Source organism: Mesorhizobium sp. CNPSo 4670 (assembly GCF_057784235.1).
On record NZ_JBWJFQ010000008.1, the window covers coordinates 26,251 to 50,318 of the forward strand.

Here is a 24,068-nt window from a genome sequence, read left to right on the forward strand (position 1 = left end):
CGCCGTCATTATTGGACTGTTCATTTCTCGGAGTGCGACGCGCCGCCGAGACCATCAAAACAAGAAATACCTTTGCGTCATCGGCAGCGTATCGGCCGGCGCGCAAGTCAGAAGCTCACCGTCCGCCCTGACCTCATAGGTCTCGGGATCGACCTCAATGTTTGGCGTGGCGTCGTTGTGGATCATGCTCTTCTTGTTGATCGAGCGGGTGTTCTCGACCGCGACGAACCGCTTCTCGACACCAAGCTTACTGCGCAAATCGCCGCTGGCCGCAGCCGCCGACACGAACACCAGCGACGATGCGGTGCGGGCCTTGCCGAAAGCACCGAACATCGGCCGGTAATGCACAGGCTGCGGAGTCGGGATCGAAGCATTGGGATCGCCCATTTGCGCCGCGACGATGGATCCGCCCTTGATCACCATCTCGGGTTTCACGCCAAAGAAAGCCGGCGACCAGAGCACAAGGTCAGCGAGCTTGCCCTTTTCGACCGAACCGATGTGCTTGGACACGCCATGGGCAATCGCCGGATTGATGGTGTACTTGGCGACGTAGCGCTTGGCTCGTATGTTGCTGTTGCCCTTCTCGCCCGGTAGCTGGCCGCGCTGCTTCAGCATCTTGTCGGCGGTCTGCCACGTGCGGGTGATGACCTCGCCCAGCCTTCCCATCGCCTGGCTGTCCGACGACATCATCGAAAGCGCGCCCATGTCCTGCAGAATATCTTCGGCCGCAATGGTTTCTTTGCGAATGCGGCTTTCGGCAAATGCCAGATCTTCCGCTATCGACGCATCGAGATGGTGGCACACCATCATCATGTCGAGATGTTCGTCAACGGTGTTGCGGGTGTACGGTCGCGTCGGATTGGTCGACGACGGCAATACATTCTCAAGACCGGCAACCTTTATGATGTCAGGCGCATGGCCGCCGCCAGCACCCTCGGTGTGAAATGCGTGAATGGTGCGACCCTTGAAGGCCTTGATGGTATCCTCGACAAAGCCGCTTTCGTTCAGCGTGTCGGAATGGATCATCACCTGCACGTCGTATCTTTCGGCCACCGAAAGGCAGTTGTCGATCGCCGCCGGCGTGCTGCCCCAGTCTTCGTGCAGCTTGAGCGCGCAGGCGCCGGCCTCGATCATCTCCTCCAGAGCCGCCGGGAGCGAGGCATTGCCCTTGCCGGCAAATCCAAGGTTCACCGGAAACGCGTCGGCGGCCTGCATCATTCGGCCGAGATGCCATGGGCCGGGCGTGCAAGTGGTGGCATTGGTGCCGGCCGCCGGTCCGGTGCCGCCGCCGAGCATGGAGGTAACGCCTGACATCAGCGCATCGTCGACCTGTTGCGGGCAGATAAAGTGAATATGGGTATCAAACCCGCCGGCGGTAAGTATCCTGCCCTCGCCGGCGATGATCTCGGTACCGGGACCGATGATGATGGTGACGCCCGGCTGGACGTCAGGATTGCCGGCCTTGCCGATAGCCGCGATGAGGCCGTCCTTGATGGCGACATCGGCCTTCACGATGCCCCAGTGGTCGAGGATCAGCGCATTGGTGATGACGGTGTCGACGGCCCCTTCGCGGTTGGTCATCTGACTTTGGCCCATGCCATCGCGGATCACCTTGCCGCCACCGAATTTTACTTCCTCACCATAGACCGTAAAGTCCTTTTCCACCTCAATGATAAGATCCGTGTCCGCCAACCGCACCTTGTCGCCGGTTGTCGGCCCGAACATGTCAGCATAGATCGCGCGCTTCATTTTAGCCGGCATGGCCTAACCTCCCAATTGGTGTTCTTGTTCACGGGCCGACGACGTCTGCTCGTGCTAAGCTTTCTTAAGCACGGCGTATTATCTGCCGATGGCTCAGAGCTTTCCCATCACATCGCCGCGGAAACCAAAGACCTTCCGCTCGCCTGCGAACGGGATCAACGTGACGTCGCGCGTCTGTCCGGGCTCGAACCGCACCGCGGTGCCGGCAGCGATATCGAGGCGCATGCCTCGGGCTTGCTTGCGCTCGAACTTCAGGCCCGCGTTGGTTTCGAAAAAATGGTAGTGCGAGCCAACTTGAATTGGTCGGTCGCCGCTGTTGGAGACGGTAATCGTCACAGCCTTGCGTCCCGCATTGAGCTCGATCTCGCCGTCCTTGATGAACATTTCGCCAGGGATCATGTCACGTCTCCTATCGGACAGGTTCGTGCACGGTGACCAGCTTGGTACCGTCTGGGAACGTCGCTTCTACCTGAATGTCGTGAATCATCTCGGCGATGCCCTCCATCGTCTGCGAGCGGGTGACAACGTGGGCACCAGCCTCCATCAACTGCGCGACAGTCTTTCCGTCGCGCGCGCCTTCGACGATGAAATCGCTGACCAGCGCCACCACTTCCGGATGGTTGAGCTTGGCACCGCGTTCGAGGCGCCGCCGCGCCACAATCGCCGCCATGGCGATCAGCAATTTGTCCTTTTCCCGGGGAGTCAGATTCATGGTGTCCTCACTGGAGCCAGAGCCGTGGAATGTCCTGTCTAAGCGCCGCCAACAACGAGATCAAACCGTACCGCAACGCAGCAGAGTTCTTGCTGCATAGCCGAACAATTAAGACCCCGTTCCAAGTTGAAACTCCCGCTTCGACTTCGGACCCTTTGTATAACTCGATAGAATTGCACGCCGACCTAAGTATAGAAAGCGCCTCGTCGCCTCCCGGCGCGATCAGCAACGTGGCCATTGCAATTCCGCCCGCGGTAACGGCGGCTTGTGTTAGATTGGAGGAGATGGCTCCATCGAACCGCACGCCATCGGCAAATACGAGCCGGCCTTCCCGGCGCACGTGCCAGCGGTCAGCGAACGAACCATTGTCCACCGCCTCGCCCATGGCGGTGCGCCCGAGCACCACCGCTTCCGCCATCAACAACGAGGCGCCCGGTCCAAGGTCGATGTCGATGCGGCGCGACAACCGCGCTTTGTCGAACATGATCGTTTCCTGCGGCAGCCAAGCCAAGTGTGCGCCCGCGCCCAGTTCGAGCCGAACAGCCATCTCGGCGTCGGGGCCGGTGGAGCGATAGACTTTTTCCGCCGCTGCCGTGCCGGCGACCAGGTTAGCGCCGTCGCCCACAACCAGTTCAATGGTAAATCGGTCGCCGCCGGTCATGCCGCCGCCGGTATTGACGATCACCGCTTCCAAGGACTCCGGCGCGCCATTGGGAAAACGCACGCGCAGCGAACCGTCCTCATACACGCGTTGGCGGCGTGTGCGAGCGCCGGCTCTCACAACGCTAAGAGCAATGCGGCCAGTGGCGCGGTTAGCGGCGAATATATCGCTGTTGGTGTGGAGCATCTCAGTCACTCGCTCCCCTCCCGAAAAGCGTTGACGACGCTTGATAATGCTCCCGATTGGGAGTAAGTCAAGCGGAGATCGGAAACTTATCTGCGCTTGCTGGTTGCTGCTGCGAAAACAAGGTTAGCGCACGGGAATTACTAGGGCCTTCAATAAGGTTCTAGGAGGTGTAGTTTTGACTAATTTGGATACGCGGCTGTCCTACCTATTGATGTAGTCGGCGCCAGATGCGCGCTACGAAATGACTGTCGGACTTGGTGTCTTGAAGTAATGCCTCGAGTGTAGTGCTTCGAGATTGCCTTGCCTTGTTGCCTTTTCATAGCGCCTTACTGTGGATCACGATGGGTTGGGGGATGTGGCGAGTTCTCCGGCAGTGCAGAGCGCTGCACATACATGCAGGAGGCTGATGGTGAACCCCCCCATTGAAACCTTGCCAGACGGGGGGAATGCAACGGGTTGCGATGCGCTTGCCGTAGCCCAGAGTTACGCAAGCACTATGCCTCTCGTGTTCCGCGCTGATGAATGGTGGACGCTGGCCGGGATCTACGGCTTTGTCGCCGGTCTTCATGTTGCAGGGTGGGGACTGTATCTCCACTACGCGGCCCAGCACACCGCACTGGTCGGCCTCGGACTTGCGGCCTATTTGCTCGGTTTGCGGCATGCCTTCGATGCCGATCACATTGCGTCGATCGACGATACAGTGCGGTTCCTGATGCAGAAGGGGAAGCGGCCTCTCGGCGTCGGCTTCTTCTTCTCACTGGGTCATTCAACGATCGTTGTTGGTCTCGCGGTGGTGGTCGGGATTTCGGCAACAACTGTCCGGCAGATGATTCCCCAGTTGCACGATTGGGGCGGCATCATTGGCGCGTCCGTTTCAGGCACGTTCCTGTGGCTTATCGCGATCCTGAACCTGTTCATACTACGGGATATCGTCAAAGTATGGCACCAGGCTAGGAGTGGAAAGCATGGACACGACCACTTAGAAGAACTTCTAGCGAAACGCGGTCTGCTTGCCCGCCTCTTCGGAGGGCGGCTGCCACGAATGATCAATCACAGCTGGCAAATGTATCCACTCGGTCTGCTGTTTGGCCTCGGCTTCGATACGGCGTCCGAGGTAAGTCTTCTTGCAATGACGGCGGGGGCGTCGGCCGGCAGTCTACCGCTGAGCGCAGTATTGGCGCTGCCGCTTCTGTTCGCGGCCGGCATGTCGGCCATGGACACGACCGACGGCGTGTTGATGGTCAAGGCTTACAACTGGGCGCTGGTGAATCCTCTACGGAAGGTATTTTACAACCTGATCACGACGGGACTGTCAGTCGGCGTTGCAATGCTCATTGGCACGATCGAACTCCTCCAGGTCTACATCATCTTGGTTCATCCGGAGGGGCGCATCTTCGAGTTCATCGCTGCACTCGATATCAGCCACCTCGGCTACGTCATCGTCGGCATCTTCCTCGCTGCCTGGGCCGCGTCGGTGGTCTTGTGGAAGCTAACACGAATAAAAGAGGCAAACGACGCCAGGGCTGGCGCCCACGTCCATACGCATGAGCACGACAGCGGCCTACATCATTCTCACAGGCACTCTCACTAGATGCTTCTTGGCAATCCTCAACGGAGATCCCGAATGAGTGTCAAAAGTACCCCAGGTTCGCTACGGCCTTGATCCTACTGGAGCGGTGCGGCGCGGCAGAGCGAAGTCCGCGTCGCGCCATTCCCAGATTTCCCGCAAGAGTTCTGCACGTAGCATACAGTTAGTTACCTTCCGCATCGGCAGACAATGCGCCAACGTTACGCCAACACAAGATCAATTGCCCTGGACTTGGCGACACGGCGTCGCCGACAACCGGGATGGCACAACCTGGAGGATGACAATGGAGATCAAGTTTCCGCGCTGGCATGCTGGCGCCGTGGTCATGATCGCGATCTTGATGTGCTCCGGTCAGATCTCCTTCGCGGTTGCTCAGGATAAGGCGGCTGCTGCCGAAAGCGCAGCGGCAACCCAAGCTCCCGAACCGCTCGACGAGGACGAACTCGAAATCCTGGTAGCGCGAATTGCGCTGTACCCCGACGAGCTTGTCGCAGTGATTTCCGAGGCGTCGCTGTATCCATTGCAGATCGTGGAGGCGAGCCGGTTTTTGGATCAGGTCGCCAAGAAGCCAGACCTGAAACCGAAGGAAAGCTGGGATGGCAGCGTCATCTCACTGCTCAACTATCCCGAGATCGTCAAGATGATGAGCGATGATCTGGAATGGACCCAGACCCTTAGCGACGCACTGACATATCAGCAAAAAGACGTTTTGGTCGCCATTCAGCAGTTGCGCGACGTAGCTGTGGCCAAAGGCGTGATCAAGTCCGATGACAAGATCAAGGTCGTCGAGGAGAACGACAATGTCGTCATCCGGTCCGCCAGCGCCGAAACGATCTATGTTCCACGGTATGAGCCGGAAATGCTCTATGTCACCGACTATCCAGTTGCTCCGATCTCGTACTACCCCGATCCCTACCCTAGTTACTACTATCCCTCCGCACCCTATTTCGCGGCCTTTGTGACTGGCGCCGTCTGGGCAGCGGCAGTGGATTGGGATAATTGGGGTGTGTCGGGCGGCCGCTGGAACGGCAACGATATCGATATCGACTGCAACAATTGCTTCAACAACATAAACGGCAAGGTCAATTTCAACGACGTCGACTGGAAGAATGTCGATCGTTCGAAAATAAACTTCGACAAGGCCCAGTTCACCAAAATCGACAAAGCGGACATCGGCAACCGGGTCAAATCCGACGATCGCAACAATATGCGCAACAAGGCGTCCGATCTCAAAAAGGACCGCACGAACACGCTTGCCGGAAACTCTGGCAAGGTGAAGGACGTCCGCCAGAGCGAAATCAAAGAGGGTTTGAAGGCCAAGCCTGGCCAGAAACCGGCAGCAAAGGCAGTCAAAAACCCAACCAACAAACAGCCAACCAACAAAAAACCAACCAGCCAAAAAAAGCCGACCGCAAATAAGTCAGGGGCAAATAAGTCAGGGAAAGTCGACCGCCCGGCTGGCAAGCCGAAACCGGCAAACAAGGTGGACAACAGGCCGAAGAAGCCTTCCGGGCTTGGCAACGTCAGCTCCGGGAAAAGTCAAAAGGTTTCCTCCAACCGAGGTGCGAAGAGCATGGGAGGCGGAGCGCGTGGCGGCGGCGGGCACAAGCAGGTCAGGCACGGCGGCGGCGGGGGCCGTGGCGGTGGCGGTGGCGGGCGCAGGGGTTAAACTTTGGCAGAGGAAAAGACCATGAAAACGTGCGTCCGGAGTCTTGTTCTACGTTCGCTGCTCGGTGCCGGAATAGTTTTGAGCGCTGGCGCGGGATCTGCAAATCTTGCCATCGCTCAGGAGGTGCACAGCCTCTCGGACTATGTGGCCAAGAAGGATCCGCCGCTTTTCGATGATCCCTCAGCGGCAGTGGAAGCGTTCAAATCGGTCCTGGCGAAGGACGATTTCGATGGATTGGCGGTATTGCTTGGGCTGGATGCCGCGAAGCTGCGGACAAGCGAAGGCGTGATGGATACCTACGCGCAGATCCAGCAAGGCGCTGCGAAGACGGTGATCGTGCGTGATCTTGGCGACCGCAAGGAACTCGACATTGGCGACAAGCTATGGCCGCTGCCATTCCCCATCACAAAGGGTAAAGACGGCAAATGGGCGTTCGATACCTATGCCGGCATCGAAGAGATCATCAATCGGCGCGTCGGCGAAAATGAGATCACAGCAATCGAAACGGTCCGCGCCTACGTGGACGCTCAACGTGATTACGCTGCCGAAGACCGCGATGGCGATGGCGTGCTGGAGTACGCCCAGAAGCTGGTCAGCAGTGAGGGTCAGGCCGACGGACTGTATTGGCCGTCCGACGAAGCGCATGGCGTCAGTCCGGCAGGCGACTTCATCGAGCAGGCAGCTTTCGACAAGGCGAAAAAAGGCAATGGCTATTTCGGTTATCGTTTCCGCATCCTCACCGGCCAAGGTGCGAATATCGCCGGTGGCGCCTACAACTACATCATCAACGGCAACATGATCGCAGGCTTCGCGCTTGTGGCCTGGCCGGTGAAATATGCCGAAACAGGCGTCAAGACCTTTGTGGTCAATCAGCAAGGCATCGTCTACGAGGCCGATCTTGGCCCAAACACAGAGGCGGTGGCCCGCGCGATAAAGCTATTCAATCCTGATGACAAATGGCAGCTGACCGGTGACTAGCGTCAATTTGAAACTGTGGGTCCTGTTGCCAATCCCGGCCTTGCTGTGAAAGGCCCCTTCATGTCCGAGAAGGAATGCAAGAGAGAGTATAGGGCTTACCGAAAAACCTACGATGAGAACGAACTGAAGGACAATCTTGAGGCCGAGGGATTTACTGCCATCATTCGGTACACCGGAACTTATGGCATCAACCCGCTCGTTGGAAACACCAATGTTCCAAATGTGGAAGTCGCTCGTCGCTGCCATTGCCGTTTTTACCGTGGGGGGTTCGGCTTTGGCAGCCAGCGTGGTTAACAAGGATACTAAGGTCCGCACGCTGATCGTGACGGAAGGCGGGGGTAAGACGAAGCTGGCGCTGCACGCCGGCGAAACCGTGGAATTCTGCCCGAACGGTTGTTTCGTCACCTGGCCCAATGGCGACCTCGAACCGTTGACGGGGTCGGAAACGATCGAGATTTCGGATGGCATCGCCCGCATCAAGTAAAGTCGCCAGCAGTTGCGCAAAACGGAGGATTCCGATACTTCATTTGGGAGTGTGGAGCGGCACGCCCATTAGTCCTCGGGTGCCACTGTCGTGGCAATCTGTATCGACTGATCGGTTGGCGACAACGGTTCTAACCACCTTGTCGAGGTAGCACACTTGGGGGCGTTTTGAGAACCGGCGTCATAAGTAAATCAAAAGTCGGGCGTACCATCAACGCATTGCTGGCATTTGCATTGGTCGGCCTGCTTTTCGGCTGCGCGTCCCGCCCGACGAATGTCTTGTTGCCCGTGGCCGATACGTCCCCGTCATCCAGCAAGGTGGAGATGCTGGTGACGACGACGCGCGCTCGATCCACCAATCCGGCTGAGATGTATACGGGCGAGCGCGGACTGGCTCCTTCATTCGCGGACGTTACGGTGTCTATCCCACCAGCATCGGTGCGCAAGGTCGGCGAAGTCGCCTGGCCCAAGAAGCTGCCGTCAAACCCTGCAACCGATTTCGCGGTGGTGAAAGCCGAAGAGTTAACACGGGATGGCGCGAAGGAATGGCTGCACGCCACTGTCAGGAAGAGCCCGGACCACAGCGTGCTGGTCTTCATCCATGGCTTCAACAACCGCTTCGAAGACTCCCTTTATCGCTTTGCGCAGATCGCCCACGACACGGGCACCGACAGCGCACCGATCCTGGTCACATGGCCTTCCCGAGGCAGTACTCTGGCCTATGGTTACGATCGCGAGAGCACCAACTACACGCGAGATGCGCTCGAGACGCTGTTCCAATATCTCGCTCACGATCCCGAAGTAAAAGAGGTTTCGATCCTCGCCCATTCGATGGGCAACTGGCTTGCGTTGGAATCCTTGCGCCAGATGGCCATCCGCAATGGCGGCCTGCCGGCGAAGTTCAAGAACGTCATGCTGGCCGCACCAGACGTCGATGTCGACGTGTTCCGCACACAGATTGCCGACATGGGCAAACAGCACCCCCAGTTCACCCTCTTTGTCTCGCAGGATGACCGGGCGCTCGCATTTTCGCGACGGGTCTGGGGCAACATCCCCCGGCTCGGCTCCATCAATCCGGAAGAGGCTCCATACAAGGAAGAACTCTCGAGCAACAATGTAACCGTCATCGACCTGACGAAGGTCAAATCCGGCGACAGTCTGAACCACGGCAAGTTCGCCTCGTCACCGCAGATCGTGCAATTGATTGGGGCGCGGATGGCTGCCGGCCAGACCCTGACCGACAGCAGGGTCGGCCTTGGCGACACGATCGTGCAAGCGACGACCGGCGCTGCGGCTGCGGCTGGCAGTGCTGCAGGGTTGGTGATTTCGGCACCTGTTGCAGTGGTCGATCAGAACACTAGGGAAAACTACGGCAACGAGGTCGAGAATTTGACCGGCTCTCCAAGCAGACAGGCCAACAAAACAAACAAGGATTGTACGTTACCGGCGGCCTCCACGAAAGGTTGCAAGAAGTAGTTATTCCGGGCCAGGGCCGGCAACAAAGCTCTATGGATGCTCCATCTCGAAGTAGCTTCCAACGCCCGTGAGAATGGCATTCGGACCGCAGCACGCGACTCCGGCCGCCCCTGAAGAGACGCCGCTGTTGGTTTGCATGGCTGGAAGGGGAATGATGCATCGCATCGCTCGAATCTCGTTCGCCATTATCTTGTCGCTCGCCATTGCCGCCGTAGCTGCCTGGGCCGGATTTGCCATGTGGTATCGCCTGCCTGCGGGAGAGCTCGGCCGGGCTGCGGCCTGCGCCCTTTTCATCTTGTTCGGCCTCGGCACGATCATCGCGCTGTTCAGCCGTTTTCGCTTCCGGGCGCTTGCCCTGTTTCTCGCCGCGTTTGCTGCGGTTCTGGTCTGGTGGAGCACCATCAAGCCTTTCGGCGACGCCGACTGGGCTCCTGATGTGGCCCGTCAGGTAACCGGCACCCGCGATGGAAACCTGTTGACCCTGAAAGACGTGCGTGATTTCGAATGGCGCAGCGACACCGATTTCACCGAACATTGGACAACCCGAACCTACGACCTTTCCTCGGTTCAGACCGCCGACCTCTTCATGTCCTATTGGGCTGGACCGAAGATGGCCCATGTCATCATGAGCTTTGGCTTCTCCGGCGGTGACTATCTTGCCTGGTCTATTGAGGTGCGGCGCCGTGTCGGCGGCGAGTTTTCGCCCGTAGCGGATCTGTTCAAGAGCAATCCCTTGGTCATTGTTGCAGCCGACGAGCGAGATGTGGTCGGCGTCAGGTCAAATGTTCGGGGAGAGGATGTCCAGATCTATCGCTTGAAAGCATCGCCTGACGCGGCCCGCGCGCTTCTGCTGGAATACGTCTCGGACGCAAACGCGCTTTCCACGAAGCCTGCATTCTACAATTCCATCACGACGAACTGCACGACGACGATCGTCAAGATGATGCGAGCAGTCGGCGACGTAGTTCCATTCGACTGGCGGCTCATTGTTAACGGCTATCTTCCTGATTATGCGTACGACCGCGGTGCACTCGACACTCGCTTGCCATTGTCGACCTTGCGGGAGTTGGCCCACATAGACGACCGTGCGCGGAAGTCGGGCCTTTCGCCGGATTTTTCGAGATTAATTCGGGTTGGCGTGCCGTCTCCAGGCCTTGGCAATTGATCTGGGAAGGGGCTCGCAGGTGGGCGTGCCGATTGGTGGAGAGCGAGCAACTGGCCGGACGGATCAATTTGCACTAGCGTCGAGGGCAGTGTTGCTACTTCCTACAAGAGAAGAGGCCTCATGCATCATTCTGCCACTACCGATGTGACCGATCGATCCGATGATAACGTTGTGAATACGTATCAGAAGGCGCTGGAGGTCAATCTCGATGCGACGAGTTTCGGCTCATTCGCCGAGATCGGCGCGGGTCAGGAAGTGGCACGATGGTTTCTGCGCGTTGGCGCCGCGTCGGGCACGGTGGCCAAGACCATCTCAGCCTACGACAAGGAAGTGAGCGACGACCTTTACGGCTCAGGAACGCGCTACGTGTCCGGGCAGCGGCTTAAGGCGATGCTCGATCGTGAATGGAAGTCGCTTGTGCAACAGGTCGGTGAGGCCCGGGGCAAAGACACGCGTTTGTTCGCTTTCGCCGATACCATCGCGGCCCGCAACTTTGCCGGCACCAACGATTGCCACGGCTGGATCGGCGTCCGCTTTCAGGATCAGCCGAGGGCTGAGGCGAGCGACATTCTGCTGCACGCAAACCTTCGCGACAACGCCAACCTGCTTCAGCAGGAGGCGGTGGGCATTCTGGGTGTGAACCTGCTGCATGCGCTGCTGAATGAGCGGGCTGCGCCCGGAGATTTGCCTGCGAGGATGTTCGACAACCTTGCAGATGATCGCCTCGAAATTGATCAGATCGTGATGCGAGGCAGCGCGTTCGCGGGTTGCGACATGCACGAACTGCACACGGCCTTGGCACGCGGCGGCCGGGCCGAGGCGGTGACGCTGGACGGTGATGGTGCGGCCGTCGCTGCCAACGAATTTCTGTATAAAAAGTCTGTGGTAATCGTGCCGTTGGCAAGCGACTCGCGTGACGACCTTTCTCCCGAGGCGGTTGCAGAGTGTCTGGAAACGCTCCGCCATGAGGTCGCGAGCAATCCTGACGTGAAGGATGTCATCGATGTACGCCTGACGGTCGTCGATTCCAACGCGCCGCTTCCTGCACTGGGCAAGGGTGCAGCGATGATGACGCAGCATCGCCAGTTGTACCGCACGACCGCATTCGTGCGTCGATATACGCAGGCTCCGTTGCGTTTTGCCGTGCCGCTGCCTGCGTTGATACGGATTTTCGACGAGGTGAGATACCAGCACCTGGAAGGCCGCCTGCTCGAGGGTATCGCACGGCTTTTCGGCTCCGACGTGCGCGTGCTGGCCTATCCGTGCCCTCGCGAGGAGTTGCTTCACCTGCTCAACACCGACCTGGGACGCGGATGGGAGGTTGACGGCAGCGGGCCATGGATAACTGCCGATCAGTTGCGTCCCGCACCGCCTCTACGGCATCTTTATGAATATCTGTTGGCCTGTGACTTCCTCGCGGCGATGCCTCCCAGCTAGCGATGGTATGTCGCCCAAACGTCTCTCAACACGCCCGCTCCGCTACGATGAAACACACCCGTCGAATGGGCCATTGTCGTTTGCATACTTGCTTACGGCGAGGCGTCAAATCGAGAGCGGAATGAGATGTTGGTTTTCCAAAAGTCGAGCCAGAAGAAAGCCACAGAAAACGCCTGATAGGCATCACCAATCAGACCGACGACATCGGCGCGGTCGTTGCGCTTTGGGCCGGCACGTTCAGTGCGCCCAGACCCTGCGCGGGGCAAAAGGTCAGGGCAGAAAAGAAGCTTGAATTGTGCGACGGTCGAGCGCTGGATAGCGAGACACGGCCGCGACCGCCAGAACTGGCTTCCGAGGCGCTGAAGAGGGGGAAATCGTGGACAAGACGGCGGATACGGACGTTACTTCATTGATTTCGGGCTTCGAACAGCTCGCCGATCGTTTCGTCTCCGGACTGTCCGCGCGGTTTGCCGCTTTGGGCAACGTCCCCGTCGAGCTTGAAAACCTGAGGGCCTCGCTTGCGACCGGGGGAACATCTCTTCTTGGGCTCCTGTTCGATATTGTGTTGGTTGTTGCGCTCGTCGCCGGCGTGTACATCCTGCTTGCCCGGCGGTTCGCGAAGGCGAGTGGGACAAGCAGTGCATCGCGCAGATTCTTCGCGGGCGTGGCGGCTATTGTAGTGGCGCTGGTGATCGGCTTCATTGCTGCGCGGCTGCTGGCCGGTTCTGGCGTGCCTTTGCAAACCCTTCACCTTTGGACGGTGGTGACCGTGCTCGGCTTCGTCATTCTCGCCGCCGTCAGATCACTGTTGATGGCATCGCGGCGAACCGAGTTCGCGCAGGAGCGCTCCGCCCATCTGGCGGCGCTCGTGCGCGACCTCTCGCTTGCCATTGGCTTGGCGATCATCAGCACTACGCTGATCGCGACGTTGCGGCTCTGGACCGTCGGGCCGGCCTTGGGGGATCTGCTGCGAACAGGCTTCGCAATTCCGATCTACGTTCTGTTTGCATGGGCCGTATGGCGGCACAGACGCACAATGGCAGTCGCCGTCGCCGGTCCGCGCCCCAGAAGCCGCTGGCGCACCCGTCTCGCCAAAGTGTGGCCGGCAATCGTGATCGCGTTCCTTATAATCACCTTTCTCACCACTCAGGCCGCGCTAACCATGGGAGCATCGCTTCGTGGGTCGGCCGTTCTGCTGACCGGGTTGATATTTCTCGCCGCACCGCATCTCGACGCAATGATCGGGAACTGGGCGCAACGCGGATTGGAGTCTCCTGACATCTCGATCTTGGCAGCGGCAGGGCGACAGACCGCCCGCTTCACCGTTGTGGCTATTATGATTGCCATGCTGGGAACGCTGTGGGCGACACCGCTGGCTGCCGGGTTCGGCATAGATCTGCGAGAGGTCGTCAAGGGCGCATCCGGTGTGGCGCTGATCATGTTGGTGGCGGCGTTTCTGTGGAACGTGGTCGGCGCAGTGGCGGTTCGCGCCTTGCGCGCGGAGTTGCCCGCCGCAGGTGATGACGAGGAGGCGCTGGGTGCGCCGCGTTCACGGCTGGGCACGCTGGTGCCGCTGATCAGCGCGGTCGGCAAATCGAGCATTGTGGCCTTGGCGCTACTCTCGATCCTGGTGTCGATCGGGGTCAATGTCTGGCCGCTGATCGCCGGCTTGAGCGTGTTCGGGCTGGCCATCGGCTTCGGCTCGCAGACGCTGGTGAAGGACCTGGTCTCCGGGCTGTTTTTCCTGATCGACGATGCATTCCGCTTCGGCGAATATATCGAATCGTCAGGCGCCAAGGGGACCGTGGAAAAAATCTCGGTCCGGTCGGTTTCCCTGCGCCATCAGCGCGGTGCCTTGGCGACAATCCCCTATGGCGAGATTGGCAAGATTCAGAATTTCAGCCGCGACTGGATGATCGAGAAACTGACCTTTCGCGTTGCATTCGACACCGATGTCGAAAAAGTCCGCAAGATTTTCAAGAAGATCGGCCAGGATATGTCAGCCAACCCGGAACTTGCCGCAGATATGCTCGAGCCGTTCAAGAGCCAGGGAATTGGCGAAGTCGAGGACGGCACGCTCGTTATCCGGGCCAAATTCAAGGCGAAAGCGGGCAGACACTTCATGATCCGCCGCGCCGCTTTGATCGCCGTGCACCAGGCATTTCAGGAAAACGGCATTAAGGCCGTCCCAAAGCCACTGACATCTAATCCCGGAGCAGCCTGATCTTGGACAAGCGGAAAGGCCGTACCGCGCTGTGAGCGTGACCGGCGACCAAACGGGCTCGTCGCTTTGAAGCGTGTCTCTGAAGGGACCTCGCCAAAAATCCTTTTATAGAACGCCGCAAACCTCCCGAGATCGGTTTGCCGGGGTTCATGGTGCTTGTGGGCAACCGCGCAAAACACTCGTTGTCCAGCGAAGTTTCGGTTGCGATCCAACAGCATGGGCCTGAAATTTGGCGAAGAGCAGGGTCCAAGGGAAGCATTTGTGGGTTCTGAGCGTTTACCACAATAGAGTTTGCCATTGCCGTCGAAGGCGCAGATCCGCTGCGAGCCTCCAACACGTGGCGCTTTCCTCGGTGACCACAGGGCTTGCGGCGGCAAGCCAAGGAAAAAAATGTGCGCTCAAGCTTTCATCAACCGAATTGCGACGGCCGTCCCTGACCATAGCGTTCACAGGTTCTTCCTGCAGTTTGCTGGCTCTCAGTTGACGGCAAACCCCCGTCGCCGCGCGATTTTCAATCGCATGGCGGACAAGGGCGGGATCGAGCATCGCTATTCGTGCTTTGCGCCTGCCGACGATCCCGAGGGTCCGAGTGTGGACATGGCGGGCGTTTTCAAGCGGGGTGCATTTCCAGGAACGGCGACACGCATGGAGATGTTTTCGGCCGCTGCGCCGGTTCTAGCCCAGCAAGCCGTGGAGCGGCTCCTCCAGGATAAGGACAGGACGAGCGTCACGCATTTGATCGTGACGACGTGCACCGGTTTCTCCGCCCCCGGTATCGATCTGGAGATAATTGCTCGATGCAATTTACCGACCACCGTTGAGCGCACGATCATCGGCTTCATGGGATGCTACGCGGCAATCAACGCGCTCAAGCTGGCACGGCACATCATCCGGTCCGAACCCGAGGCTCACGTTGTAATCGTCTGTATTGAACTCTGTACGCTCCATCTCAGGGAGACCAGCGATCTCGAAAAACTGCTGTCCTTCTGCCTCTGGGGTGATGGTTGCGCGGCCGCGTCGGTGACTGCCCGCCCATTCGGGATCGGCCTGGATAGTTTTCACGCGATCGTCGCCGCCGACAGCCGCGACCTGATGACCTGGGGCATTCGCGACGACGGTTTCGACATGGTTTTGTCGGGACAAGTCCCTGGCGCAATTCAAGGTGTGCTCGCCACAGGTATCGGCGGCATTCTGGGAGCCAGCAGCGTCGGAAGCGTTGATCTTTGGGCTGTCCACCCAGGCGGGCGCTCGATTCTCGATGCCGTGGAGCGCGCGCTGAATCTCCATCCCCGTGCTTTGTCGATTTCGCGCGAGGTCCTTCGCGAAAACGGAAACATGTCTTCAGCCACGGTCATGTTCGTGCTTGAGCGAATGCTGCGCGAGTTCACGGAAGACCGAGTGGGTTGTGCCATGGCATTCGGACCCGGCCTTACGGCTGAGACGATGATGTTCCATACGGCCGGCAATGCCTGAGTTGACCAAAGATCTCGACCGCCGTCGGATCGAGCCGGAACTGCTCGATATGCTGCCCCCCGACGATCCGAGGGCAATCGGGTCCCGGCGCGACCTCAATTGGATAAACGCGCTGATGTTTCAGAGCGCGATCATGTCTGGTCTCTTGAAGGCGAACGTGCGCAAAACGCCTACCAGGATTCTGGAACTCGGCTCCGGCGACGGAGCATTCATGCTCTCGGTTGCAAGACGTTTCGCCAGGAGATGGACCGATGTGGACCTGGTCATGCTTGACCAGGTCAACCTCATCTCAGACAAACGGCGCGCGGACTTCGCCGCACTCGGATGGCGAGTTGAAACCGTCACCGATGACGTCTTTGACTGGATCGCAAAGCCCGGCGCGGGCGCGTACGACGTTGTCTCGGCCAATCTGTTCCTCCACCATTTTTCCGACGCGGACTTGAAGGTTCTGTTTGCAGCGCTTCGTTCGCAGGCACCGGTGTTCCTCGCCACCGAGCCAAGCCGGAACGCAAGTGCCTTGAGAATGTGCTCCCTCCTACGCGTCATTGGCGCAAACGAGGTGACCATGCACGATGCAGCCGCGAGCGTCCGCGCGGGGTTCGCGGGCAATGAACTTTCCAGCCTGTGGCCATCGGGCTCCAGCCAGCAGTGTGAAGAACGCAGGATTGGCCCGTTTACCCACGCTTTCAGCGTCATCCCTAAGGAAGCGCTCCCGCGATGTACGACGCCATCGTCATAGGTGCCGGGCCAAGTGGCTCGTCCGTGGCCTTGGCTTTGTGCGGCCAGGGGCGCGCGGTCGCCATCATCGAACGAAGCGAATTCCCGCGCCGAAAAGTCTGCGGCGAGTTCATGTCGGCAGTCAATCTGGAGCTGTTGGACCGTTTGGGGGCGGGTGCCGCGATTCGCGCCAAGGCAGGCCCGGAAGTCAGGCGAGTTGCATTGTTTGCGTCGGGCCCTGGCATTGACGCGGGCATGCCCCGGGCAGCGGGAGACGCTTTTGGGCGTGCACTTGGTCGCGACGTTCTGGATGGCATCCTCTTGGACGCCGCCCGCAGCGCCGGAGCCGAAGTTTTTCAGCCTTACCGCGCGGTGAAGATCATCAGCGATGGGGAGAACGCCGCAGTCCGGATCAGCGGCAAAGGCGATCAGAGGGTTCTCGCTGCGCCAGTCGTGATAGCCGCGCATGGCTCTTGGGAGCAGGGAAAGCTTCCAACCAACCTCCCAAAAAGCAGTGCGCCTCACGATCTGTTTGGCTTCAAGGCGCATTTCAAAGGAGCTTCGCTCGCCCGAGACCTCATGCCTCTCCTGGTATTTCCGGGCGGCTATGGCGGCATGGTGTGGACGGATCAGAACAGGATGTCGCTGTCCTGCTGCATACGCCGCGACGTATTGGCCAGGTTGCGTGAGAAAAGTGGTGCCTTGTCGGCGGGCCAGGCCGTTCACGCGCACATCGTGGCATCCTGTCCTGGTACGGTTTCCGCGATCGGGGGCGCAACGCTCGATGGCGAATGGCTTGCCGCCGGGCCTATACGCCCTGGCATTCGTCCGCGTTTTGCCGACGATATATTTCGCGTCGGCAACATTGCCGGCGAGTCCCATCCCATCATCGCCGAAGGCATCTCCATGGCCTTGCAGTCCGGCTGGCTGTTGGCCACCGAATTGGCCAGGTTCGACCGGTGGGATCGCGAGGCGCGCGTTACCGCCGGCAGTCGCTACTCAAAGGCCTGGAACAGACAATTCGCAACCCGCATTCGCACCGCCACCGTTTTGGCACGCATTGCAGCCCTCCCTCAATCCGCTGCGGCGATGAGGGCTTTCGTCAGTTGGTTTCCCCAAAGTCTGGCGATCGGAGCCAGACTGTCAGGCAAGACGAAAGCGCTGCCGGTTCCACGTTGATCGCTCCACTCCGACCAACAATGGCATGCTTTTGATCGGCCTTCAGCCCCTGTAGCCAAGCGCTGTGGCATCGATCAGAAGACGGTTGCGAAGCCGAGCGACCGGACAACGTTCGCGCTGTTATGCAATTGCCGGGTTCGGCAGCGTGCGAAGTCGAAAACATGGTTGCTTGAGGAAATACTCCAGGGAGTTCCGCGAATAATTTCGGCCAGCAATCCGGAGCCTGCTGGAGGAGCAACGACGATGACGACCTGGCAGCGTGGCCGGGAAGCGCGCAACGCCCGTATCCAAGCCGGCGAGAGGCTGGCGAAGGGCAAGGTCGTCGATGCGCGCGACGCCACCAGACTGATGGAAGCGGTGGTCCGCCCTGGCGATCGCGTCTGCCTGGAGGGCGACAACCAGAAGCAGGCGGATCTGCTCTGCGCCGCCCTCCTTGCTGTCGATCCAGCCAAGGTGCGGGACCTGCACATGGTGCAGTCCGGCGTCGTGCTGCCGGAGCATCTCGATCTATTCGACCGCGGCGTGGCAAAGAAGCTCGACTATGCCTACTCCGGCCCGCAGTCGGCGCGCATCGCGAAGATGCTGTTCGGCGGCAAGATCGAGCTCGGTGCGGTCCACACTTATCTTGAGCTATTCGCGCGCTACTTCATCGACCTCACTCCGAACGTCGCGCTGATCGCTGCAGTCAGCGCCGACCGTGACGGCAACCTCTACACCGGGCCTAACACCGAGGATACGCCCACCGTCGTGGAGGCCACAGCCTTCAAGAACGGCGTCGTTATCGCTCAAGTGAACGAGATCGTCGACAAGGTTCCGCGCGTCGACATACCGGGGGACCGGGTGCATTTCGTTGTCGAGGCCGACAAGCCGTTCTTCGTCGAACCGCTGTTCACGCGCGATCCCGCTGCAATCACCGAGTCGCAGATCCTGACCGGCATGCTGGCGATCAAGGGCATCTACGCGCCCTACGGTGTCAAGCGATTGAACCACGGGATCGGCTTCAACACCGCCGCGATCGAACTCCTCTTGCCGACCTATGGCGAGAAACTCGGACTGAAGGGCAAGGTGGCGAGCCATTTCGCGCTAAACCCTCATCCTGCGTTGATCCCGGCCATCGAATCCGGCTGGGTCGAGCAGATCCACTGCTTCGGTTCCGAGGTCGGCATGGATGAGTACATCCGCGCCCGATCCGATATCTTCTTTACCGGATCCGACGGTTCGCTGCGCTCTAACCGGGCCTTCTGCCAGACGGCCGGCCTTTATGCCTGTGACATGTTCATCGGCTCGACGCTGCAGATCGATCTTCAGGGCGATTCCTCCACCGTCACCACGTCGCGCATCGCCGGCTTTGGCGGGGCGCCGAACATGGGCTCTGATGCGCGCGGGCGGCGACATCCGAGCGAGCCGTGGCTGCAGGCCGGCAGGGAGGCCGATCCCGAGGGGGCAACGCTGCTGCGCCGTGGCCGCAAGCTGGTCGTGCAGATCGGCGAGACCTTCGGCGAAAAGAACGTGCCGCTGTTCGTCGAGAGGCTCGATGCTCTGGAACTCGCCGAAAGGCTGAATCTCGAGCTGGCGCCGGTGATGATCTACGGCGACGACGTAACGCACATCGTTACTGAGGAAGGCATCGCCAATCTGCTGCTCTGTCGTGATGCCAGGGAGCGCGAGCAGGCGATCCGCGGGGTAGCGGGATACACCGACGTCGGCCGTGGCCGCGACGCTAAGATGGTCCAGCACCTGCGCGAGCGCGGTGCCATCCGCCGTCCTGAAGATATCGGTATCAATCCGCTCGACGCCGACCGGAGCATGCTGGCGGCGCGCTCCATCAAGGATCTTGTCCATTGGTCGGGCGGGCTCTACGCGCCGCCCTCAAGATTCCGCAACTGGTGAGAAGGACAGCCGCCATGGAGGACCTGAGCTTCCGCCATGCCACCCGCCAGCGCGCGGCCGGCACGAAGAAACTGGCCGTCATCGGCGTGGTGGCGTCGGGCAATCTCGAAGTTCTGGCCGAACGCGTGCTGCCCGACTCCGAATGCCTGGTGGAGATCAGGACTGCGGCCGCGGGCTTCGGCGAAGTGTGGGATGCCGTGATCGTAGACTTCGTCAAAAGCTATTCGCCTGGCGGGCTCCGGTTCTCCATCAATGACGGCGGAGCGCGCCCAGACACCGTGTCCCTTAGGCTGGCGCAAGCGGCCCGGCTGATGCAGGAGGACGACCAATGAGCGCCCCTGACACACAGAGGACCAAGTTCTCGGCGGAACTGGATCGCGCCGCAAGCTGGTACGAGGCCTCGGCGCGGACACGGGTCCGGCTGCTGCTCGATCCCGGAAGCGTTGTCGAGTTCATCGGACCGGAGAAGCGCGAGGTCAGTCCGCATCTCAAACTCTTCGATCTTCCCGAGCAGTTCGACGATGGCATCGTTGTGGGACTCGGCAGGCTCGACGGTTCGCCGGTGTTTGTCGCAGCACAGGAGGGCCGTTTCATGGGTGGTGCTTTCGGTGAAGTTCACGGTGCGAAGCTGACCGGCCTGTTGCGCGCCGCGCGCGATATTGGGTCTGTTCCGGTGTTGATCCTGTTCGATACGGGTGGCGTGCGCCTGCAGGAGGCCAATGCAGGCGAGCTTGCCATTGCCGAAATCATGCGCGCCGTGATCGAGGCGCGAACCGCAGGTGTGAAAGTGATCGGGCTGATCGGCGGCCGGTCCGGATGCTATGGCGGCGGCGGTTTGATCGCTGGCTGCTGTTCGGCGTTGGCGGTCTCCGAGCAGGGTCGCATTTCGGTGTCTGGTCCCGAGGTGATCGAGACCAATCGTGGTGTCGAGGAGTTCGACTCCCGTGACCGGGCTCTGGTCTGGCGGACCATGGGCGGCAAGCATCGCCGGCTCCTCGGCGGCGCCGAAGTCTTCGTCGATGATACTGTCCAGGACTTTCGCGACGCCGTTCTGGAGCTGCTCAGTTCAATCCGCGCCTTCGGCATCGACACTTTGAAGGCCGAGCAATCTCGCCTTGAAGATCGGTTGCGGCGCTTCGGCGCCTGTCCGGATGCGGTCGATATCTGGACGGCAGAGGGCATTCCTGACGCCGTTTCCATTCCCGCGCTGCCCGCTGACCAGTTCATCACTCTCGCTGACAAAGTCCGGAGGTCCAGCCGTGACGCTCGATGACATTCTCGCCTCGCTGTTTCCCGACGGCCACGACGTGAAAAACAGCGGCGGAGTTCTGTCAGGTTCGGGTGCACTGCGATCGGGTGGCCGGGCGCTCGTCATCGGCGTCGCGGACCGGACCGCGCTCGGCGTGGACGAGGCCATCCGCCTTTCCAATTACGTCCTGGCGTCGCTTGAAAACGGAAACGCCCCGATCCTCGTCCTGGCGGACGGTGACAGCCAGCGCATGAGCAAGCGGGACGAGCTTTTGGGTTTGAACGAGTTCCTAGCTCATCTCGCCAAGTCCCTCATCTATGCGGATATGCACGGGCGACCCGCCATCGGTCTTCTCTACGGCCACTCCGCAGCCGGCGCCCTTCTCGCCACGGCGCTGGCCACCCGCGTGCTGGTAGGGCTGCCGTCCGCCGATCCGGCGGTGATGGATCTGCCATCCATGGCCAGGGTGACGAAGTTGTCGATCGAGGTTTTGCAGGAAAAGGCGAAGTCCACGCCGGTGTTTGCTCCGGGCTTGCGAAATCTTGCTCAGACAGGCGCGGTTCATCTCACCTGGGACGACGCCACCCCGCTGGCTGAGCAGCTGGACACACTTCTGGCGAACATGCCGGATGCGCGCGACCGCCGAGATGCGCTCGGCTTGAAGCGCGGCGGTCGGCCGAAGGCATACGCCATCGCGGAGCGCGTCCGTGAACTCGCACTTAAAGCTCTGTGAACTGCCGATGCGGCGTCACGATCTGATATTCGTCGGGCCGGCGGCGTGGCATTCGCTGTTGCTGACACGCAGCGATGTCGCCGCGAACGCGCTCGTCTCATGTTGGGTCGATAGAGGCTGGCCGCTCATTAGACGACGTGCCATGCCGGGTGAGGGGCATGGCGTGCCTTTGGGCCTTGCGCTGCCGTACTTCGCCGGAAAGAAGCGATTTTCGTTTCTCATGCGGCACGAGGATATCCTGTCGACGTCTCCGCCGCCCTCGCTGCGGTCCGCCGGCCCGTCGGCGCCACGCGCCTGGCGACCCACGCTCGCCAGGCTTGAGGATATCGCTTCACGGCATCGTGTGGAAGCAAGGGTGTTCGGCAGCCTTGCCTTGGCTGTCGTCACAGGATTGGACTATCTGACCGACCGCTCCGATCTCGACCTCCTGCTGCAGGTCAATCGCGACACGGATCTTAGCCGCCTGACCGCCGATCTGGCGCGGATCGAGGCGGCCGCGCCGATGCGGCTGGATGGTGAATTGATCCGCCATGACGGCGCGGCCGCGAACTGGCGGGAGCTTCACGCCGGCCCGCGAGAGGTTCTGGTCAAGACCGTCAGCGATGTCGCGTTGCTCGACGCGCAGCTTTTTCTTTCTGAAGGGATGCCATCGTGACCGTCGCCCTTGCTTTCGGCACGGGGCGGCCGCTTGCGTCAAAGGCGCTGGTACCACGTTTTCCGGATGCCGGGGCCATCGCCGCGAGCGCGGTGCGTTGCCTTCTCGACGAGCTGGAGACGTGGCCCAAACCGGGCCTTGTAAGCCACATCGATTCCGGCAGCCATGAAGACATGGATGCCGGCACATTTCGCGCCAGCGCCGCGGCCATCGGGCCGTACTTCCAGGCTTTGGCGGAAGCCGGCGCCGCCGGCCGCGCGATGGGCGCCTTGAGGGAAATCGGTCTCGATGCCGAGGCAGCCATGCTTGCGGCGACGTCGGGGGTCAACACGCATCGCGGCGCCATATTCGGATTGGGCCTGCTATGCGCGGCCGCCGGCGCCAGGATCGGCGGTCAGGTGGATCCCACGCTGTCGTTGGGAACTGTGGTCCTGCGGCTATGGGCCCGCGGCATATTCGAAGGACCGATGGTTCCGCATAGCCACGGTCAGGTGGCCCGTCGCCGCTTCGGCGCTGGTGGTGCGCGGATCGAGGCTGCCCTCGGATTCCCCAGCATTTATCATGTCGGCCTGCCCACCCTGCGAAAGAGCGTCCTTGAGGCTCCCGACGACGCCGAAGCTCAGCGTATCGAAACATGTTTCGCGCTCATTGCGGTTGTCGAGGACACCACTCTGCTGCACCGCGGCGGCCTCTCCGGTCTCGGCTTTGCGCGTCGAGCCGCGCGCTGCTTTCTCGACCAGGGCGGCGTCGGCGCACCCGGCTGGCGAGACCGCGCCCATTTTGTGCATAAGAGCTTCGTTGCCCGTCGGCTCAGTCCCGGGGGCTCAGCGGACCTCCTTGCCATGACCCTGTTCGTCGACGCGCAGGAAAGGATGCTTGCCTGATGGCCAATACAATCCTGCTGGCGCTCGCCCCGGTCTTTTTCGTGATGGCCCTCGGCTATGGAGCCGGAAGATTCGGTATCGTCGAAAACCATCATGTCGACGGCTTCAACACGCTCGTCATGAGCTTCGCGCTGCCGGCATCGCTGTTCGCGGCGACCGCTTCGGCCCCGCGTGGCGAACTGCTTGTCCAGGCGCCGCTCTTTGCCATTTTCGGCGGGGTCATGCTGCTCATCTATTTCGCCTGGTACTACATCGCGCGGCTTTTCCTGGCGACGGGCAAGGTGGGCGCGTCGGTACAGGCTCTGACCGTTGCCTTCCCAAACCTTGGCGGTGTCGGACTTCCGATTGCATCCTCGCTGCTCGGAGCGACGGGGCCGGTCTCGGTCGCCGTTGCCATGGCCGCGGGTTCGATCCTGGTCACTCCGATCACACTGGTTGTCGCCGAAATGGGCAGCCTGAAGGAGGACGGCGCCGTCAAGACGCCAGGCGCTCAGATGTTCGACGCGCTGAGGCGCGCGCTGACAAAGCCCATTGTTCTCGGCCCCGCGCTTGGAATCCTGCTCTCGCTATGCAGCGTGACGCTCAATCCTGTCATCGAAGCCTGTCTGATGGTGATAGGGCAGGCCGCAGCCGGCGTAGCGCTGTTCCTGACCGGCTTGGTCTTGTCGGCTCAATCGTTCGAGTTTAACTGGAAGATCGTGGGCGCGACCGCATTGGCCGACATTGTTCGACCTCTCCTGATGGTCGCGATCGTGCTCCTGCTGCCGGTTCCCTTTGAGATCGCCAGGACGGCGATCCTGTTCGCTGCCCTGCCGGCAGGGTTCTTCGGCATCTTTTTCGCCGTGAGCTATCGGCTCGACTCTTCGACGGTCGGCTCCATGGTCATTGGCAGCACCATCGTGAGCATCGTGACGATGGCGATCGCCATCGCCATTATGTTTCCATAGC

At 60.5% G+C, this 24,068-nt stretch carries 22 protein-coding genes; 18 read left to right on the forward strand and 4 right to left on the reverse strand.

All coding sequences use genetic code 11. From position 1 onward, the window contains the following. Positions 1-54: 54 nt before the first annotated feature. The 4 genes from ureC to AC0ZT5_RS15275 all read right to left on the reverse strand — a co-directional run bounded on the left by ureC (position 55) and on the right by AC0ZT5_RS15275 (position 3,320). Positions 55-1,761, reverse strand: coding sequence for an urease subunit alpha (gene ureC, locus AC0ZT5_RS15260; RefSeq protein ID WP_488497101.1), 1,707 nt, complete (start codon positions 1,759-1,761; stop codon positions 55-57). Between the two features lie 93 nt (positions 1,762-1,854). Further along, the gene (locus AC0ZT5_RS15265) at positions 1,855-2,160 is read right to left on the reverse strand and encodes an urease subunit beta (protein ID WP_488497102.1); all 306 of its coding nucleotides are present in this window, start codon (positions 2,158-2,160) and stop codon (positions 1,855-1,857) included. A 10-nt stretch (positions 2,161-2,170) separates the two neighbouring features. Further along, a complete protein-coding gene (locus tag AC0ZT5_RS15270; protein WP_488497103.1) occupies positions 2,171-2,473 on the reverse strand; it encodes an urease subunit gamma in 303 nt (100 codons plus the stop codon). Between the two features lie 7 nt (positions 2,474-2,480). After that, positions 2,481-3,320: an urease accessory protein UreD gene (locus AC0ZT5_RS15275; protein WP_488497259.1), complete on the reverse strand. Its 840-nt coding sequence runs from the start codon at positions 3,318-3,320 to the stop codon at positions 2,481-2,483. 409 nt (positions 3,321-3,729) lie between these two features. Here AC0ZT5_RS15275 and AC0ZT5_RS15280 point away from each other — a divergent pair, with 409 nt between their 5' ends. The 18 genes from AC0ZT5_RS15280 (at position 3,730) to AC0ZT5_RS15365 (ending at position 24,067) form a co-directional block, all read left to right on the forward strand. Beyond that, positions 3,730-4,911, forward strand: a complete 1,182-nt coding sequence (locus AC0ZT5_RS15280; RefSeq protein ID WP_488497104.1) for a HoxN/HupN/NixA family nickel/cobalt transporter — start codon at positions 3,730-3,732, stop codon at positions 4,909-4,911. Between the two features lie 280 nt (positions 4,912-5,191). Next, entirely contained in the window at positions 5,192-6,577 is a 1,386-nt protein-coding gene (locus AC0ZT5_RS15285; RefSeq protein WP_488497105.1) for a DUF3300 domain-containing protein, read from the forward strand. A 21-nt stretch (positions 6,578-6,598) separates the two neighbouring features. Then, on the forward strand, positions 6,599-7,555 hold the full coding sequence (locus AC0ZT5_RS15290; RefSeq protein WP_488497106.1) for a DUF2950 domain-containing protein: 957 nt from the start codon (positions 6,599-6,601) through the stop codon (positions 7,553-7,555). Positions 7,556-7,775: 220 nt separating this feature from the next. Continuing rightward, positions 7,776-8,039 carry a hypothetical protein gene (locus tag AC0ZT5_RS15295; RefSeq protein WP_488497260.1) on the forward strand — a complete coding sequence of 88 codons (264 nt, stop codon included), beginning with the start codon at positions 7,776-7,778 and terminating at the stop codon, positions 8,037-8,039. Between the two features lie 182 nt (positions 8,040-8,221). Next, a complete protein-coding gene (locus tag AC0ZT5_RS15300; RefSeq protein WP_488497261.1) occupies positions 8,222-9,514 on the forward strand; it encodes an alpha/beta hydrolase in 1,293 nt (430 codons plus the stop codon). A 154-nt stretch (positions 9,515-9,668) separates the two neighbouring features. After that, the gene (locus tag AC0ZT5_RS15305) at positions 9,669-10,679 is read left to right on the forward strand and encodes an Lnb N-terminal periplasmic domain-containing protein (protein ID WP_488497262.1); all 1,011 of its coding nucleotides are present in this window, start codon (positions 9,669-9,671) and stop codon (positions 10,677-10,679) included. A gap of 120 nt (positions 10,680-10,799) precedes the next feature. Next, positions 10,800-12,116, forward strand: coding sequence for a hypothetical protein (locus AC0ZT5_RS15310; RefSeq protein ID WP_488497107.1), 1,317 nt, complete (start codon positions 10,800-10,802; stop codon positions 12,114-12,116). A 376-nt stretch (positions 12,117-12,492) separates the two neighbouring features. Beyond that, on the forward strand, positions 12,493-14,340 hold the full coding sequence (locus AC0ZT5_RS15315; protein ID WP_488497108.1) for a mechanosensitive ion channel domain-containing protein: 1,848 nt from the start codon (positions 12,493-12,495) through the stop codon (positions 14,338-14,340). 297 nt (positions 14,341-14,637) lie between these two features. Continuing rightward, positions 14,638-15,813, forward strand: a complete 1,176-nt coding sequence (locus tag AC0ZT5_RS15320) for a type III polyketide synthase (protein ID WP_488497109.1) — start codon at positions 14,638-14,640, stop codon at positions 15,811-15,813. Position 15,814: 1 nt separating this feature from the next. Beyond that, positions 15,815-16,552 carry a class I SAM-dependent methyltransferase gene (locus AC0ZT5_RS15325; RefSeq protein WP_488497110.1) on the forward strand — a complete coding sequence of 246 codons (738 nt, stop codon included), beginning with the start codon at positions 15,815-15,817 and terminating at the stop codon, positions 16,550-16,552. Next, positions 16,531-17,709, forward strand: coding sequence for an NAD(P)/FAD-dependent oxidoreductase (locus AC0ZT5_RS15330; RefSeq protein WP_488497111.1), 1,179 nt, complete (start codon positions 16,531-16,533; stop codon positions 17,707-17,709). Before AC0ZT5_RS15325 ends, AC0ZT5_RS15330 begins: the two co-directional genes overlap by 22 nt. A 243-nt stretch (positions 17,710-17,952) precedes the next feature. Continuing rightward, positions 17,953-19,599 carry a malonate decarboxylase subunit alpha gene (gene mdcA / locus AC0ZT5_RS15335; protein WP_488497112.1) on the forward strand — a complete coding sequence of 549 codons (1,647 nt, stop codon included), beginning with the start codon at positions 17,953-17,955 and terminating at the stop codon, positions 19,597-19,599. A gap of 14 nt (positions 19,600-19,613) precedes the next feature. After that, positions 19,614-19,931 (forward strand): malonate decarboxylase acyl carrier protein, encoded by a 318-nt coding sequence (gene mdcC / locus AC0ZT5_RS15340; protein ID WP_488497113.1) that lies wholly within the window; start codon positions 19,614-19,616, stop codon positions 19,929-19,931. Next, the gene (locus AC0ZT5_RS15345) at positions 19,928-20,872 is read left to right on the forward strand and encodes a biotin-independent malonate decarboxylase subunit beta (RefSeq protein WP_488497114.1); all 945 of its coding nucleotides are present in this window, start codon (positions 19,928-19,930) and stop codon (positions 20,870-20,872) included. Before mdcC ends, AC0ZT5_RS15345 begins: the two co-directional genes overlap by 4 nt. Beyond that, positions 20,859-21,581, forward strand: coding sequence for a biotin-independent malonate decarboxylase subunit gamma (mdcE, locus tag AC0ZT5_RS15350; RefSeq protein ID WP_488497115.1), 723 nt, complete (start codon positions 20,859-20,861; stop codon positions 21,579-21,581). The genes AC0ZT5_RS15345 and mdcE overlap by 14 nt, the downstream gene beginning before the upstream one ends. A 7-nt stretch (positions 21,582-21,588) precedes the next feature. Continuing rightward, positions 21,589-22,236, forward strand: a complete 648-nt coding sequence (mdcG, locus tag AC0ZT5_RS15355) for a malonate decarboxylase holo-[acyl-carrier-protein] synthase (protein ID WP_488497263.1) — start codon at positions 21,589-21,591, stop codon at positions 22,234-22,236. Next, entirely contained in the window at positions 22,233-23,120 is an 888-nt protein-coding gene (mdcB, locus tag AC0ZT5_RS15360) for a triphosphoribosyl-dephospho-CoA synthase MdcB (RefSeq protein ID WP_488497116.1), read from the forward strand. The genes mdcG and mdcB overlap by 4 nt, the downstream gene beginning before the upstream one ends. Then, entirely contained in the window at positions 23,120-24,067 is a 948-nt protein-coding gene (locus AC0ZT5_RS15365) for an AEC family transporter (RefSeq protein ID WP_488497117.1), read from the forward strand. Before mdcB ends, AC0ZT5_RS15365 begins: the two co-directional genes overlap by 1 nt. The last annotated feature ends 1 nt before the right edge of the window (position 24,068 follow it).

Excerpts from the sequence above, each read along its gene's own strand:
- ureC (WP_488497101.1), bottom strand. The coding sequence starts at position 1,761 with ATGCCGGCTAAAATGAAGCGCGCGATCTATGCTGACATGTTCGGGCCG.
- AC0ZT5_RS15270 (WP_488497103.1), bottom strand. The coding sequence starts at position 2,473 with ATGAATCTGACTCCCCGGGAAAAGGACAAATTGCTGATCGCCATGGCG.
- mdcA (WP_488497112.1), top strand. The coding sequence starts at position 17,953 with ATGACGACCTGGCAGCGTGGCCGGGAAGCGCGCAACGCCCGTATCCAA.
- AC0ZT5_RS15265 (WP_488497102.1), bottom strand. The coding sequence starts at position 2,160 with ATGATCCCTGGCGAAATGTTCATCAAGGACGGCGAGATCGAGCTCAAT.
- AC0ZT5_RS15345 (WP_488497114.1), top strand. The coding sequence starts at position 19,928 with ATGAGCGCCCCTGACACACAGAGGACCAAGTTCTCGGCGGAACTGGAT.
- mdcG (WP_488497263.1), top strand. The coding sequence starts at position 21,589 with ATGCGGCGTCACGATCTGATATTCGTCGGGCCGGCGGCGTGGCATTCG.
- AC0ZT5_RS15365 (WP_488497117.1), top strand. The coding sequence starts at position 23,120 with ATGGCCAATACAATCCTGCTGGCGCTCGCCCCGGTCTTTTTCGTGATG.
- AC0ZT5_RS15310 (WP_488497107.1), top strand. The coding sequence starts at position 10,800 with ATGCATCATTCTGCCACTACCGATGTGACCGATCGATCCGATGATAAC.
- AC0ZT5_RS15285 (WP_488497105.1), top strand. The coding sequence starts at position 5,192 with ATGGAGATCAAGTTTCCGCGCTGGCATGCTGGCGCCGTGGTCATGATC.
- AC0ZT5_RS15330 (WP_488497111.1), top strand. The coding sequence starts at position 16,531 with ATGTACGACGCCATCGTCATAGGTGCCGGGCCAAGTGGCTCGTCCGTG.
- AC0ZT5_RS15305 (WP_488497262.1), top strand. The coding sequence starts at position 9,669 with ATGCATCGCATCGCTCGAATCTCGTTCGCCATTATCTTGTCGCTCGCC.
- mdcC (WP_488497113.1), top strand. The coding sequence starts at position 19,614 with ATGGAGGACCTGAGCTTCCGCCATGCCACCCGCCAGCGCGCGGCCGGC.
- AC0ZT5_RS15290 (WP_488497106.1), top strand. The coding sequence starts at position 6,599 with ATGAAAACGTGCGTCCGGAGTCTTGTTCTACGTTCGCTGCTCGGTGCC.
- AC0ZT5_RS15295 (WP_488497260.1), top strand. The coding sequence starts at position 7,776 with ATGTGGAAGTCGCTCGTCGCTGCCATTGCCGTTTTTACCGTGGGGGGT.
- AC0ZT5_RS15275 (WP_488497259.1), bottom strand. The coding sequence starts at position 3,320 with ATGCTCCACACCAACAGCGATATATTCGCCGCTAACCGCGCCACTGGC.